Here is a 13,855-nt window from a genome sequence, read left to right as displayed (position 1 = left end):
ACTGGCTTTGCCAGGCCGCAGGCATCGCCCCCTGGGGGGTGACGCGCGCAGCGCGGCGCGGGGGGAGCGTTATCTTGCGGGTGGCACCAAGATGGTCGGTTTTGCGACCGGCAGCAGTTCGGGATAGTCCCGGCTGAAGTGCAGGCCGCGGCTCTCATGCCGCAGCATGGCCGACATCACGATCAGGTCGGCCACCTGCACCAGGTTGCGCAGTTCCAGCAGGTCGCGCGTGACGTGGAACTGCGAATAGAACTCGTGGATCTCGGCCTGCAGCAGCGCGATGCGGTGCGCGGCGCGCTCCAGTCGTTTGTTGGTGCGCACGATACCCACGTAGTCCCACATGAATCGGCGCAGCTCGTCCCAGTTGTGCGAGATCACCACCATTTCGTCTGCGTCGGTCACGCGGCTGTCGTCCCACTGTGGCATGGCGGGTGTGCCGGCGTCGGCTGCCGAGCGAATCGCATTCACCGCGCCTTGCGCAAACACCATGCACTCCACCAGCGAGTTGCTCGCCAGGCGGTTGGCGCCGTGCAGGCCGGTGCAGGTGGTTTCGCCCACAGCGTAAAGACCGGCGATGTCGGTGCGGCCACCCAGGTCGGTCACCAGACCGCCGCAGGTGTAGTGCGCGGCCGGCACCACGGGAATGGGATCCTTGGTGATGTCGATGCCCAGCTCGGCGCAGCGTGCCAGGATGTTGGGAAAGTGCTCTTGCAGGAACTCGGGCGGCTGGTGTGAGATGTCCAGGTACACGCAGTCCAGGCCGTGCTTTTTCATCTCGAAGTCGATCGCGCGCGCCACCACGTCGCGCGGGGCAAGTTCGGCGCGCGGGTCGTGGTCGGGCATGAAGCGGTGGCCGCCCAGGTGCGGCGGCAGCTTGAGCAGGCCGCCTTCACCACGCACTGCCTCGGTGATCAGGAAGCTTTTGGCGTGCGGGTGGTAGAGGCAGGTTGGGTGGAACTGGATGAACTCCATGTTGCCCACCTGGCAGCCCGCGCGCCAGCCCGCGGCGATGCCGTCGCCGGTGGCGGTGTCGGGGTTGGTGGTGTAGAGGTAGACCTTGCCCGCGCCGCCCGTGGCCAGCACGGTGTGAGTGGCGCTGAAGGTCACGACCTCGTCACGCACGGTGTCGAGCACGTAGGCGCCGAAACAGCGCTCGGCCACCTGGCGTGCCGGATCGTGGCCGGGCAGTTTGTGGTCGGTGATCAGGTCGACCAGCATGTGGTGCTCAAACACCTGGATGGCGGGCGTGTTGCGCACGCGCTCGATCAGCGTGGCCTGCACCGCAGCGCCTGTGGCGTCGGCCGCGTGCACGATGCGGCGGTGGCTGTGGCCCCCCTCGCGCGTGAGGTGCAGCTCGCCCGCCTCCAGCGAAAAGGGCACACCGAGCTCACGCAGCCAGGCAATGGCCGCGGGCGCGTTCTCCACAGTGAATTTCGTGGCTTCAAGATCGCACAGGCCCGCGCCGGCGACCAGCGTGTCATCCACGTGCGAGGCCAGGCTGTCACCCTCGGCCAGCACCGCCGCAATGCCGCCTTGGGCCCAGTTGCTCGATCCATCGAGGAGGGCCCGTTTGGTGATCACGGCCACGCGGTGGGTGGTGGACAGGTGCAGTGCCGCGGTCAGACCGGCCAGGCCGCTGCCGATGATGAGGACGTCGAAGCGGTGAGAGTCGGTCATGGATGAAAAGATCTAGCTGGGCGTGTAGGCCAAGCGGACATAGATGGGTGCGAAGGCCTCGGCCTGAGTCAACTCGATGAGGGTCTCTTTGGCCAGTTCGAGCATGGCGATGAAGGTGACGACCAGCACCGGAGAGCCCTTCGTGGGATCGAACAATTCGCCGAACTCCACGAACTTGCGGCCCTGCAGGCGGCGCAACACGATGCTCATGTGCTCACGCACCGAGAGCTCCTCGCGGCTGATCTTGTGGTGCTGCACGAGCTTGGCGCGCTTGAGGATGTCGCGCCAGGCGCTTTGCAGGTCGATGGCGCTCACGTCGGGAAAACGTGGCGCCAACGCCTGCTCCACGTAGACCTGGGCGCGCAGGAAATCGCGGCCGTATTGCGGGGCATCGGCCAGGCGCTGGGCGGCCAGTTTCATCTGCTCGTATTCAAGCAGGCGGCGCACCAGCTCGGCGCGCGGGTCTTCCGGCTCCTCACCCTCGGCCGTCTTCTTGGGCGGCAGCAGCATGCGCGACTTGATCTCGATCAGCATGGCCGCCATCAGCAGGTATTCGGCCGCCAGCTCCAGGTTGCTGTTGCGGATCTCATCGACGTAGGTGAGGTACTGGCGGGTCACCGCCGCCATCGGGATGTCGAGGATGTTGAAATTCTGCTTGCGAATCAGGTAGAGCAGCAGGTCCAGCGGGCCTTCAAAGGCTTCCAGGAAGATCTGCAGCGCGTCCGGCGGGATGTAGAGGTCGCGCGGCATGGCGAACAGCGGTTCGCCGTACAGCCGCGCCAGCGCCACGTGGTCGACCACGGTGGGCAGCACCGCGTCGAGGCCCTGAGGCGCCTCGTCAAGTGTGTGGACCTCGTTGCCCATGTCGTGGTGAGGCGAGAGCCGTCGGATCAGTTGTGATCGGAACCGGTCTGGTAGACGTAGGGCTGCTGAGGCACGCGGGCTGTCTCGGCTTCGGCCTGGAAGCTGCGGTCGATCTGCTTGTCCCACAACAGCGAGCGGCCCAGACGCTGCGACTGCTCCAGCCCTGGTTTGTCGGCCTTGAGCTTCTCGATGAACAGCGTGGCGTCGGACTTGTAGTGCGGGCGGGCGAAGAAGGACATGGTGGTCGGGGCCTGGTGCGGGGGAAAGGCGCGATTTTACCGGTCTGGGGCTGCTCGCAGGTCACTCGCAAGTATTGAGCCGCGTCGCAAAGCCGGAGCGCACGATCAGGGATCGCGGCTGGGTGTGCAGCCCCACCATGCCCAGATGGCCGCCGCGCTTGTGCACCGCCTTGTGCAGTTGCTCCAGCGCGTCCAGGCCGGTGGTGTCCAGCGAGATCATGTGACTGGCGTCCAGCATCACGTTGATCGGGGTGGGCGCGTTTTCCACGTCGGCCACGATGGGGTCGACCTTGGCCACGGCACCGAAAAACAGCGAGCCATAGAGCTTGTAGGTGGCCTGGTGCTCGGTGCGCGCCACCGGCTCGGCGCGAAAAATCTCGCTCTGGCGGCGCACGAACAGCACCACCGCGAGCACCAGCCCGAGCTCGACCGCCACCGTGAGGTCAAAGACGATGGTGACGAAGAAGGTGGAGAGCATCATCAACCGGTAGTGGTTGCTGAAGTGCTTGAGCCGCGCGAACTCGCGCCATTCGCCCATGTTCCAGGCCACGAACAGCAGCACCCCGGCCAGCACGGACAGCGGGATGTGGTACGCCAGCGGCGCGGCCAGCAGCACCACCGCGGCCAGCGTGAGGGCATGCACCATGCCCGCCACCGGTGAGGCGGCGCCCGAGCGGATGTTGGTCACCGTGCGCGCGATCGTGCCGGTGGCCGGCATGCCACCAAAGAAGGGCACCACCGTGTTGGCAATGCCCTGGGCCATGAGTTCCTGGTTGGGATCGTGCTTGGGCGCGTCGCCCAGCTGGTCGGCCACGCGCGCGCACAGCAGCGATTCGATGGCGCCCAACAGCGCGATGGTGAGCGTGGGCGTGACCAGCAGGCGCACGGTTTCCCAGGAAAAGTCCGGCAGTTCGAAGGCGGGCACACCCTGCGGGATGCCGCCAAACCGGGTGCCCACCGTCTCCACCGGCAGGCTGAGCAGCCAGGCCAGCAGTGAGAGCGTGATCAGCGCCACCACCGGGCCAGGGATGCGCGACGTGGCCTTGAGCGCACTCACCGTCTCGATGGTTTCGAGCTGGCGGCGGAACTGCGAGTCGACCGCCCACAACCGCGGCCACACCACGAGACCCAGCACGCACAGGCCACCGAGCCCGAGTGCGAAGGGATTGAGGCTGTGGATGTGGCCGGTGATGGCGTCGATCTGGCCGAAGAAGCTCGCCGGCATCTTCTCGATGTCCAGCCCCAGCAGATCACGCACCTGGGACAGGGCGATGAGCACCGCGATGCCGTTGGTGAAGCCGATCACCACCGTCACCGGCACATAGCGCACCAGCGTGCCCAGGCGGAACAGACCCATGAGAAAGAGCAGCACGCCGGCGCTCGCAGTGGAGATCAGGAGGTTGGCCACGCCGTAGCGCTCGACGATGCCGTAGACGATCACGATGAAGGCGCCCGCCGGTCCCCCGATCTGCACTGAGGTACCGCCCAGCGCCGAGATCAGGAATCCCGCGATGATCGCCGTCCACAGGCCGGCTTCGGGCTGCAGGCCGCTGGCAATCGCGAAGGCCATGGCCAGCGGCAGCGCCACGATGCCGACGGTGGCGCCGGCCCCCACGTCACGCGCCAGCTTGTCCCGGTTGTAGCCTTTGAGGTCCTGGATCAGACGCGGACGGAACGGGGCGAGGGGCGGCATTCCTTGAAACATGGGTCATGTTACCGTTGGCAACGGTCTGTGAAGCTGACAGGCAGGGGCTCAAACACTGCGGGTTTACACTGAATTTTTCACCCTTGAAGAGGTTGTCCGCATGCGTGGTTTGATCGATGCCTCTCGCCGAGGATCCCTGTTCACCCTGCTGGCTCTGGCCTCGTTGCTGACGGCATGCGACGTGAAGAACATCAGTGAACTTGAAGAGGGCGTGTCCACCGAAGCCGATGTGCGAGAGCGCTTTGGTGCACCCGAGGCGGTGTGGGAAGGTGAAGACGGCGCGCAGATCTACGAATACAACCGCCAGCCCGCCGGCCATGTGAACTACATGATCACCATCGGCCCCGATGGCCGCATGGCCGCGCTGCGCCAGGTTCTCACCGAACGCAACTTTGCGCGGGTGTTGCCCGGCATGGCGATGGAAGACGTGCGACGTATGCTGGGCAAGCCGATGAAGATCACCACGTACGCGCTCAAGCGCGAGACGCACTACGACTGGCGCTACCTCGACGGTGCCGGCGCAGACAGCTCCAAGGTATTCACGGTCGTCTTTGACCCCGACCTGCGGGTGATCCGCACGATGTCGGCCCGAGATCCGGATCTGGACCGAAACCGGTAACGGGCTCAGCGAATGCGCATGCCGGGCGTGGCGCCTGGCCAGGGGTTGAGGATGTGGATGCCTGGCTCGGCGGTCTCGTCGGCGTGGCTGGCGGCCAGCACCATGCCTTCGCTCACGCCGAACTTCATCTTGCGCGGCGCCAGGTTGGCCACCATCACTGTGAGCTTGCCCACCAGGTCTTCGGGGGCGTAGGCGCTGGCGATGCCGCTGAACACATTGCGCGTCCTGCCTTCGCCGACGTCCAGCGTCAGGCGCAGCAGCTTGGTCGAACCTGCCACCGCTTCGCAGTTCACGATCTGCGCGATGCGCAGATCGATCTTGCTGAAGTCGTCGATGGTGATGGTGTCGGCGATGGGTTCGCCACCGGGCACGGTGGCTGCCACTGCCGGGGCCGGAGGCGGTTCGAACAGCGCGTCGAGCTGTTTCACGTCCACGCGCTGCATGAGGTGCTGGTAGGTGTTGATGGTGTGCCCGGCACCCAGCAGGTGGCTCGCATCGGTGAACTGCAGGGGTTCGATCTGCAGGAAGGCCTCGACGTTGACGGCGAGCGCGGGCAGCACCGGCTTCAGGTAGAGCGTGAGCAGGCGGAAGGCTTCGATGCAGGCGGTGCACACGTCGTGCAGGCGCCCGTCCATGTCTTGCTGCTTCGCCAGTTCCCAGGGCTTGTTCTGGTCGACGTAGGCATTCACGCGGTCGGCCAGCTGCATCACCTCGCGCAGCGCCTTGCCGTATTCGCGCTCGGCATACAGCGCCGTGATCGAGGGTGCAGCGGTTTGCAGGTGGTCGATCAGGTTGTCGCCATCGGCCGAGACTTCACCGAGCTTGCCCTCGAAGCGCTTGGCGATGAAGCCGGCCGCGCGCGAGGCGATGTTGATGTATTTGCCGATCAGGTCGCTGTTGACCCGAGCCATGAAGTCCTCGGCATTGAAGTCCACGTCTTCATTGCGGCTGCTGAGCTTGGCCGCCAGGTAGTAGCGCAGCCACTCCGGGTTCATGCCCAGGCTCAGGTATTTCAACGGATCCAGACCGGTGCCCCGGCTCTTGCTCATCTTCTCGCCGTTGTTGATGGTGAGGAAGCCGTGCACGAACACCGCATTGGGCACCTTGCGGCCGCTGAAGTGCAGCATCGCCGGCCAGAACAGCGTGTGGAAGGTGATGATGTCCTTGCCGATGAAGTGGAACTGCTCGGTGGTCGGGTCGGCCATGAAGGCGTCGAAGTCGCGTCCGGTCTTGCCGAACCAGTTCTTCAGCGAGGCGAGGTAACCCACGGGCGCGTCCAGCCAGACGTAGAAGTATTTGCCTGGTGCGTCGGGGATCTCGATGCCGAAGTAGGGCGCGTCGCGGCTGATGTCCCAGTCCCCCATCTTCGGTTTGCCGTCTTCGCCCGGTTCGATCCACTCGCTGATCTTGTTGAGCACCTCGGGCTGCACCGCGCCGCTTTGCGTCCACTGGTCCAGGAAGGCCAGGCAGCGCGGGTCGGAGAGCTTGAAAAAGAAGTGTTCCGATTGCTTGAGCACCGGCTTGGCGCCAGACAGGGCGGAGTAGGGGTTGATCAGCTCCGTGGGGCTGTAGACCTTGCCGCAGACCTCGCAGTTGTCGCCGTACTGGTCTTTGGCATGGCAGTTCGGGCATTCGCCCTTGATGAAGCGGTCGGGCAGGAACATGTTCTTCTCGGGGTCGAAGAACTGCTCGATGGTGCGTGTCTCGATCAGGCCGTTGGCCTTGAGTTCGCGGTAGATCTGTTGCGCGAGCTCGTGGTTCTCGGGCGCGTCGGTGCTGTGCCAGTTGTCGAAGCCGATGTGAAAGCCATCGAGGTAGGGCTTGCGGCCGGCCGCGATGTCGGCCACGAACTGCTGCGGCGTCTTGCCGGCCTTGTCGGCCGCGATCATGATCGGCGCGCCGTGCGCGTCGTCGGCACAGACGAAGTGCACTTCATGGCCCTGCATGCGTTGGAACCGCACCCAGATGTCGGCCTGGATGTACTCCATGATGTGACCGATGTGGAAGTGGCCGTTGGCGTAGGGCAGGGCGGTGGTGACGAACAGGCGTCGCTGGCTCATGGGATGGGCTTTCTTCTGGGGAACCGGCGATTTTAGGGCGTTGGCCTGTCTATGTCCTCATGGCGATTGTGTGAATGACCCCGGTCAGGGTGGGGCGTTAGACTTCAGCCCGTTCGTAGACCCGATACCCCCATCCCCACTGGAGCTAGTTCCCCCATGGCCGTTGATTCCCAGGCGCTCCTGACCGCGCTGCAAGCCGTCATCGATCCGAACACCGGACGCGACTTCGTCACCAGCAAGGCGCTGAAAAATCTCCAGACGCAGGACGGCGATGTGTCCTTCGATGTCGAACTGGGTTATCCGGCCAAGAGTCAGATGCCAGGGTTTCGCAAGACCCTGATCGCCGCGGCCAAGTCGGTGGCGGGCGTGGAGAACGTCTCGGTCAACATGACCATGAAGATCACGGCGCATGCGGTGCAGCGCGGTGTGCAGGTCATGCCCAATGTGAAGAACATCATTGCCGTGGCCTCGGGCAAGGGCGGGGTGGGCAAGAGCACCACCGCGGTCAACCTGGCGCTGGCACTCTCGGCCGAAGGCGCCAAGGTCGGCATTCTGGATGCCGACATCTACGGCCCGAGCCAGCCCATGATGATGGGCGTGGAAGGCCGGCCCGAGAGCGCTGATGGCCAGACCATGGAGCCGCTGGAGAACTACGGCGTGCAGGTGATCTCGATCGGTTTCTTGATCGACCGCGATGAAGCCATGATCTGGCGCGGCCCCATGGCCACGCAGGCGCTGGAGCAGCTGCTGCGCCAGACCAACTGGAAGGACCTCGACTATCTGATCGTCGACATGCCCCCGGGCACCGGCGACATCCAGCTCACTCTGAGCCAGCGCGTGCCGCTCACCGGCGCGGTGATCGTGACCACGCCGCAGGACATCGCCCTGCTCGACGCACGAAAGGGCATCAAGATGTTCGAGAAGGTGGGCGTGCCCATTCTGGGCATCGTGGAAAACATGGCGGTACACGTGTGCGAGAAGTGCGGCCACGTGGAGCACATCTTCGGCGCCGACGGCGGCAAGAACATGGCGGCCGAGTACGGCATGGACTACCTCGGCGCGCTGCCGCTCAACATGAGCATCCGTGTGCAGGCCGACAGCGGCATGCCCAGCGTGGTGGCCGACCCCGATGGCGAGATCGCTGGCTTGTACAAATCGGTGGCACGGCAGTTGGCGATCAAGATCGCGGCCAAAGCCAAGGACTTCTCGAACAAGTTCCCAAGCATCAAGATTTCCAAGGAAACCTGAATCGGCCAACCGACCGTTTCTCCCCCACAAGAGCCGGCCCATCGCCGGCTTTTTTGCGCCTGGGTTCCCCTCAAAGTACTGCCAATGAAGTATGGCGCGACCGTTGGGTTTGCGATGTGATGCCGCATACCCCCTGGAGCACACCTTGTCATTTGCTTCTTACGAGATTCGCCGCATGACCCGCGGCCACCTGTCCACCACCCTCAGCTGGGCTGCACGAGAAGGCTGGAACCCCGGACTGCACGATCTGGAGCCCTTGCACGGCATCGATCCCGACGGCTTTTTCATGGGCTGGCTCGGTGAACGGCCCGTGGCCTCGATCGCCTGCGTGCGCTATGGCGACAGTCACGGATTCATCGGCTTCTACATGGTTGAGCCGACACTGCGACGCCATGGATTGGGTCTGGCCCTCTGGAACGCGGCGCTGGGCCATGTCAAGGGCTGCGTCGTTGGCCTGGATGGCGTGCCGGCCCAGCAGGACAACTACCGCCGCTGTGGTTTCGAACTGGCCTGGTACAACGTGCGATACAGAGGCTGGGGCCGCGAGTCGGTTGCACAGGACCGTCGGGTGGTGTCGCTGTCGTCGCTGCCGTTTGCGCGGCTGGCCGCCTACGACCAGGCCTTTCAACCCGTTGCCCGCCCAGTGTTTCTGCAGGCCTGGATCCAGATGCCGCAGAGCCATGCACTGGGGTGGTGGGAAGACGGCGATTTGAGGGGCTATGGCGTCCTGCGGGCCTGCAAGGAAGGCTACAAGCTTGCCCCCCTGTGCGCCGACTCGCCGGCTATTGCCGAGGCCTTGTTCGAAGCGCTGTGCGCGCGGGCACGCAGGGACCAGCCGGTGTTCATGGACGTGCCGGAGTGCAACTTGCAGGCCACCCGGCTGGCCCTGACCCAGGGCATGGAGGCCACGTTTCCCACTGCACGCATGTACCGCGGCCACGCGCCGCAACTGGCGCTCTCGCGCCTGTACGGGCTGACGACGCTGGAGGTCGGCTGATTCAGGCGCCTGACATCAGGCGTTGGGTGTCTCGCGTTCGCGCAGCCGAAAGCGCTGAATCTTGCCGGTGGCGGTCTTTGGCAGCTCGGGCAGGAATTCGATGAAGCGTGGGTACTTGTAGGGCGCCAACCTCTCCTTCACGAAGGCCTGCAGCTCGGCTTCGGTGGCGTGTACACCGCTCTTGAGCACCACGAACGCCTTGGTCTTGGTCAGACCGTCGGCGTCTGTTTTGCCGATCACGGCGGCTTCGAGCACCGCGGGGTGCTGCACCAGCGTGGCCTCCACCTCGAACGGGCTCACATAGATGCCGCTGACTTTCAGCATGTCGTCGTTGCGTCCGGCGTAGGTGCAGTAGCCCTCGGGGTCGCGCGTGTACTTGTCGCCGGCCTTGGTCCAGCCGCCCTGAAAGGTGTCGCGGCACTTGGCGCGGTTGTTCCAGTACATCAGTGCAGCGCTCGGACCTTTGATGTAGAGGTCGCCGATCTCGCCGTCGGGCACGGGCGTGCCGTCTTCGCCGCGCAGTTCGATTTCGTAGCCTGGCACCGGTTTGCCGGTGGTGCCGTAGCGCACGTCGCCGGGGCGGTTGGAGAGGAACACGTGCAGCATCTCGGTGGATCCAATGCCATCAATGATTTCCACGCCGAAGTGATTCGTCCAGCGCTGGCCGATGTCTTGCGGCAGCGCTTCGCCGGCCGAGGAACACAGGCGCAGTGCGACCTCACTCTTTTTCGGCAGGTCGGGGCTGGCGAGCATGCCGCCATAGCCGGTGGGGGCACCGTAGAACACCGTGGGCTTCAATTCAGTGAAGCGCTTGAAGCAGGCCTGTGGCGTCGGCCGTTCGGCCATCAGCACCACGCTGGCGCCCACGCTCAGCGGGAAGCTCAGTGCGTTGCCCAGGCCGTAGGCGAAGAACAGTTTGGCGGCGGAGAACACCACGTCGTCCTCGCGCAGACCGAGCACGGCCTTGCCGTACAGCTCGGCGGTCCAGTACAGGTTGGCCTGGGTGTGCACCGTGCCCTTGGGCGCGCCAGTGGATCCGCTGGAGTAGAGCCAGAACGCAGGCTCGTCGCCGTGCGTGTCGGCCGCTTCGGCGGGTGCGCTGCTTGCGACCAGTGAGGTGAAGTCGTGCGCGCCTGCCGGCAGGGCCGCGCTGGCGCGCGAGACGATCAGGTGCTTCACCTCGGTGGGCTGCGAGGCCAGCGCGGTTTGCAGCGTGGGCAGCAGCGCCGCCGAGACGATGGCGGCCTGCGCGCGGCTGTTGCTCAGCATGTAGCCATAGTCCTGCGCAGTCAGCAGCGTGTTCACCGCCACCGGCACCACGCCAGCGTGCAGCGCGCCCAGAAAGGCCACCACCCAGTCGCTGCAGTCGTGCATGAGCAGCAGCACGCGCTCTTCGCGGCGCAAGCCGAGTGCGCTCAGCGCGCCGGCAAAACGCCGCACCTGGTCGGCAAGTTCGCCGTAGGTCAGCGTGCCCTGGTCGTCGGTGAGGGCATTTTTGCTGGCGCGGCCGGTGTTGAGCGCGAGCAGGTGGTTAGCGAAGTTGAAGCGCTCGGGCGGCGCCGCGACGGTGGGGGTCATGGGGCTTGTCTCCTGCATTGTTCGTGGGAATTTATCCGTTCGGGTTGAGCCTGTCGAAGCCCCGCGCAAACAGGGTCTGGATGCCCTTCGACAGGCTCAGGGCGAGGGGATGTATGCGGTTGTTCAGAGTTTCAGAGCAATGGCGGATGCCGCCAGCACGTCCAGCGCGGCGCTGCTGGCCTGCACCGCACTGCGGCGGTGGTAGAAGCCCAGCGCGCGCAGGCCGCCGAGTTCTTCACCGCCACCGGCGCGGCCCGGGCCACCGTGCAGCGACATCGGCATCACGTTGCCGTGTCCACTCTGGCTGGCCGCCACGTCAGGCGAGATCGCATGCACGCGGCCGTGGGCCGAGCCGAGTTCGAGCGCGGCGCGGGCGATGAAGGCCGGGTCGGCGCTGTAGACCGAGCAGACCAGCGATCCCTCACCGCGACGGATGAGTTCATAGGCCTGCGCCTCGCTGTCGTAGGCCATGAGCGTAGCCACCGGGCCGAACACTTCCACCTCGTGCAGCAGTTTGGCCTTCGCGGGTTCGCGCGAGCCCAGCAAAGTGGGCGCAACGCAGGCGGCCACCGAGGCGTCGGCGTCCACCAGGGCGGCGCCGCTGCCGTCGAACAGCAGCTCGGCTTCGGTGCGCAGTTTTGCAATGCCTTCGAGCACGCTGGCCTTTTGTTCCTGGCTCACCAGCGCGCCCATGCGCACCGATTCATTGCGCGGGTTGCCCACGCTGGTCTTGGTGAGCTTGGCGCCGATCGCCTGCGCGGCTGCATCAAACAGCGCGCGCGGCACGAACACACGGCGGATCGCGGTGCACTTCTGGCCCGCCTTCACCGTCATCTCGCGCACCACCTCGCTCACCAGCAGGTTGAAGGCCTCGCTGTCGACTGTTGCAGCCGGGTCGAGCAGCGCACTGTTGAGGCTGTCGGCCTCGATGTTGCAGCGCACCGATCGTTCGGCCACGGCCGGGTGGCTGCGGATGATGCGCGCGGTCTCCGCCGAGCCCGTGAACGAGACCACGTCGAAAGGCTGCAGCTGGTCCATCAGGCCGGCGGACGAACCGCAGACCACCGAGAGCGCGCCCGGCGGCAGGATGCCGGCGTCGATCACGTCCTTGACCATGCGCTGCGTGAGCCAGGCGGTGGCGGTGGCGGGTTTCACGATCACCGGCACGCCCGAGAGCAGGGCGGGCGCGGCTTTTTCCCACAGGCCCCAGCTCGGGAAGTTGAACGCGTTGATGAACAGCGCCACACCGCGTGTGGGGGTGAGCATGTGCTGGGTCTGGAACACCGGGTCCTTGCCCATGCGGATGCGTTCGCCATCCAGCAGCGCGTGCGCATCGCCCAAAGCCTCGCCCTGCTTGGCGTAGTAGCCCAGCGTGAAGATGCCGCCGTCGATGTCGACCGCCGAGTCCTTGGTGGTGGTGCCGCAGTTGGCGGTGGCGATCTCGTAATAAGCATCGCGGTTGGCCTGCAGCACCCGGGCGATGGCGCCGAGCAGGCCGGCGCGCTGGCCGTAGCTCAGGGCGCGCAAGGCAGCGCCGCCCTGTTCGCGGGCAAAGGCAAAGCCCGAAGCGAGATCGAGCCCGGTGGTGCTCACGCGGGCCAGTTCGGTGCCGAGCACCGGATCGAACAGCGGCGTGCCCGCGCCGGTGCCGGTCACCCATTGGCCGCCGAGGTGGTTGGGGAGCAGGGAGGTGGTGGTCATGGTGTGGATAGGGGTGGGCGAGCGGCTTGGGCTGTTCGCGGATGGAGAATGGCGCTATAAATGCACTATCTTGCGTGCGTCCAGACGTGCATTAAAGTGCATGTCGCGCGGCTTTGCAAGCCCCCTTGCCGGTTTTTCCCATACCCGATGAATCTGTTTGAAAGTTCAGGCACCCCATGGATGCAGCCGATTCCGGCCTGATGGCCACCGCCCGGCCTGTGGACCCCGCTCCCGTGGACGAGGAGGCGAGAAACCCCTTTCTGGTGGCGTTGGGCGAGCGCGTGCGCACCCTGCGCTCGCGCCGCGGCATGACGCGCAAGGCCGTGGCGGTGGCGGCCGACGTGTCCGAGCGGCACCTGGCCAACCTCGAATACGGCACCGGCAACGCCTCCATCCTGGTGCTGCTGCAGGTGGCGCAGGCGCTGCATTGCTCGCTGGCCGAATTGCTCGGGGATGTGAGCACAAGCTCACCCGAGTGGTTGCTGATCCGCGAGCTGCTCGAAGGCCGTGGCGAGGCCGATCTGCGGCGCGTGCGCGTGGCCATCGGCGGCCTGCTGGGGGGTGGCGCCGTGCCCGGCGGCGACCCGGGGCGCAGCTCGCGCATCGCCCTGATCGGCCTGCGCGGCGCTGGCAAGTCCACGCTGGGCCAGCGCCTGGCCGACGATCTCGGTTTTGCCTTCATCGAACTCAGCCGCGAGATCGAGAAATTCGCCGGTTGCAGCATCCACGAGATCCATTCGCTCTACGGCACGCCCGCCTACCGCCGCTACGAACGCCGCGCGTTGGAAGAGGCGATCCAGATCTACCCCGAGGTGGTCATCGCCACACCCGGGGGTCTGGTGTCGGACGCGGCCAACTTCAACCTGCTGCTTTCCCACTGCACCACCGTGTGGTTGCAGGCCGACCCGGCCGACCACATGGGCCGCGTGGCCGCGCAGGGCGACATGCGCCCCATGGCGGCCAGTCGCGAGGCCATGGAAGATCTGAAGCGCATCCTGGCTGGGCGCTCGGCCTTCTACTCCAAAGCCGACATGAGCTTCAACACCAGCGCCTACAGCCTGGGCGAGGCTTTCGGGGCGCTGAAGACCCAGGTCACTGAACTGTTGGGTTTGGTTACAAAACATGCATAAAAGTGCATTGACCGATTTGGCTTTGTGAATTATTATT

At 65.5% G+C, this 13,855-nt stretch carries 11 protein-coding genes; 4 read left to right on the top strand and 7 right to left on the bottom strand.

Annotated features, from left to right (window positions below; genetic code table 11):
- Nucleotides 1–69 precede the first annotated feature (69 nt).
- From nadB to ASE11_RS14785, 4 genes are all read right to left on the bottom strand, one after another.
- A complete protein-coding gene (gene nadB, locus ASE11_RS14800) occupies nucleotides 70–1,677 on the bottom strand; it encodes an L-aspartate oxidase (protein WP_056272940.1) in 1,608 nt (535 codons plus the stop codon).
- Nucleotides 1,678–1,689: 12 nt separating this feature from the next.
- Nucleotides 1,690–2,541, bottom strand: a complete 852-nt coding sequence (locus ASE11_RS14795) for a segregation and condensation protein A (RefSeq protein WP_056272937.1) — start codon at nucleotides 2,539–2,541, stop codon at nucleotides 1,690–1,692.
- A 26-nt stretch (nucleotides 2,542–2,567) separates the two neighbouring features.
- Entirely contained in the window at nucleotides 2,568–2,780 is a 213-nt protein-coding gene (locus tag ASE11_RS14790; protein ID WP_056272933.1) for a DUF3460 family protein, read from the bottom strand.
- A gap of 61 nt (nucleotides 2,781–2,841) precedes the next feature.
- Complete coding sequence (locus ASE11_RS14785) at nucleotides 2,842–4,473, bottom strand: SulP family inorganic anion transporter (protein ID WP_056272930.1); 1,632 nt, start codon at nucleotides 4,471–4,473, stop codon at nucleotides 2,842–2,844.
- Between the two features lie 112 nt (nucleotides 4,474–4,585).
- Here ASE11_RS14785 and bamE point away from each other — a divergent pair, with 112 nt between their 5' ends.
- Complete coding sequence (gene bamE, locus ASE11_RS14780) at nucleotides 4,586–5,104, top strand: outer membrane protein assembly factor BamE domain-containing protein (protein ID WP_056272926.1); 519 nt, start codon at nucleotides 4,586–4,588, stop codon at nucleotides 5,102–5,104.
- 5 nt (nucleotides 5,105–5,109) lie between these two features.
- Here bamE and metG read toward each other — a convergent pair whose 3' ends face one another.
- Nucleotides 5,110–7,164, bottom strand: a complete 2,055-nt coding sequence (gene metG, locus ASE11_RS14775; RefSeq protein WP_056272921.1) for a methionine--tRNA ligase — start codon at nucleotides 7,162–7,164, stop codon at nucleotides 5,110–5,112.
- Between the two features lie 156 nt (nucleotides 7,165–7,320).
- On the opposite strand from metG, the gene apbC reads away from it, so the two are divergent.
- Together apbC and ASE11_RS14765 are read left to right on the top strand one after the other, a co-directional pair.
- Nucleotides 7,321–8,412, top strand: a complete 1,092-nt coding sequence (gene apbC, locus ASE11_RS14770; RefSeq protein WP_056272918.1) for an iron-sulfur cluster carrier protein ApbC — start codon at nucleotides 7,321–7,323, stop codon at nucleotides 8,410–8,412.
- A gap of 145 nt (nucleotides 8,413–8,557) precedes the next feature.
- On the top strand, nucleotides 8,558–9,409 hold the full coding sequence (locus ASE11_RS14765) for a GNAT family N-acetyltransferase (RefSeq protein ID WP_056272913.1): 852 nt from the start codon (nucleotides 8,558–8,560) through the stop codon (nucleotides 9,407–9,409).
- 15 nt (nucleotides 9,410–9,424) lie between these two features.
- Here ASE11_RS14765 and ASE11_RS14760 read toward each other — a convergent pair whose 3' ends face one another.
- Nucleotides 9,425–10,987 carry a benzoate-CoA ligase family protein gene (locus ASE11_RS14760; protein WP_056272908.1) on the bottom strand — a complete coding sequence of 521 codons (1,563 nt, stop codon included), beginning with the start codon at nucleotides 10,985–10,987 and terminating at the stop codon, nucleotides 9,425–9,427.
- A 123-nt stretch (nucleotides 10,988–11,110) separates the two neighbouring features.
- Nucleotides 11,111–12,688, bottom strand: coding sequence for a 3,4-dehydroadipyl-CoA semialdehyde dehydrogenase (locus ASE11_RS14755; RefSeq protein WP_056272902.1), 1,578 nt, complete (start codon nucleotides 12,686–12,688; stop codon nucleotides 11,111–11,113).
- Nucleotides 12,689–12,864: 176 nt separating this feature from the next.
- Between ASE11_RS14755 and ASE11_RS14750 the strand changes: the two genes are divergently transcribed.
- A complete protein-coding gene (locus tag ASE11_RS14750; protein ID WP_056272900.1) occupies nucleotides 12,865–13,818 on the top strand; it encodes a helix-turn-helix transcriptional regulator in 954 nt (317 codons plus the stop codon).
- Nucleotides 13,819–13,855 lie beyond the last annotated feature (37 nt).

The sequence above is a fragment of the Hydrogenophaga sp. Root209 genome (assembly GCF_001428625.1).
Classification (GTDB): Bacteria; Pseudomonadota; Gammaproteobacteria; order Burkholderiales; family Burkholderiaceae_C; genus Hydrogenophaga.
This window is presented reverse-complemented; position numbering and strand designations above follow the sequence as displayed.

Excerpts from the sequence above, each read along its gene's own strand:
- nadB (WP_056272940.1), bottom strand. The coding sequence starts at position 1,677 with ATGACCGACTCTCACCGCTTCGACGTCCTCATCATCGGCAGCGGCCTG.
- ASE11_RS14795 (WP_056272937.1), bottom strand. The coding sequence starts at position 2,541 with ATGGGCAACGAGGTCCACACACTTGACGAGGCGCCTCAGGGCCTCGAC.
- ASE11_RS14790 (WP_056272933.1), bottom strand. The coding sequence starts at position 2,780 with ATGTCCTTCTTCGCCCGCCCGCACTACAAGTCCGACGCCACGCTGTTC.
- ASE11_RS14785 (WP_056272930.1), bottom strand. The coding sequence starts at position 4,473 with ATGCCGCCCCTCGCCCCGTTCCGTCCGCGTCTGATCCAGGACCTCAAA.
- bamE (WP_056272926.1), top strand. The coding sequence starts at position 4,586 with ATGCGTGGTTTGATCGATGCCTCTCGCCGAGGATCCCTGTTCACCCTG.
- metG (WP_056272921.1), bottom strand. The coding sequence starts at position 7,164 with ATGAGCCAGCGACGCCTGTTCGTCACCACCGCCCTGCCCTACGCCAAC.
- apbC (WP_056272918.1), top strand. The coding sequence starts at position 7,321 with ATGGCCGTTGATTCCCAGGCGCTCCTGACCGCGCTGCAAGCCGTCATC.
- ASE11_RS14760 (WP_056272908.1), bottom strand. The coding sequence starts at position 10,987 with ATGACCCCCACCGTCGCGGCGCCGCCCGAGCGCTTCAACTTCGCTAAC.
- ASE11_RS14755 (WP_056272902.1), bottom strand. The coding sequence starts at position 12,688 with ATGACCACCACCTCCCTGCTCCCCAACCACCTCGGCGGCCAATGGGTG.
- ASE11_RS14750 (WP_056272900.1), top strand. The coding sequence starts at position 12,865 with ATGGATGCAGCCGATTCCGGCCTGATGGCCACCGCCCGGCCTGTGGAC.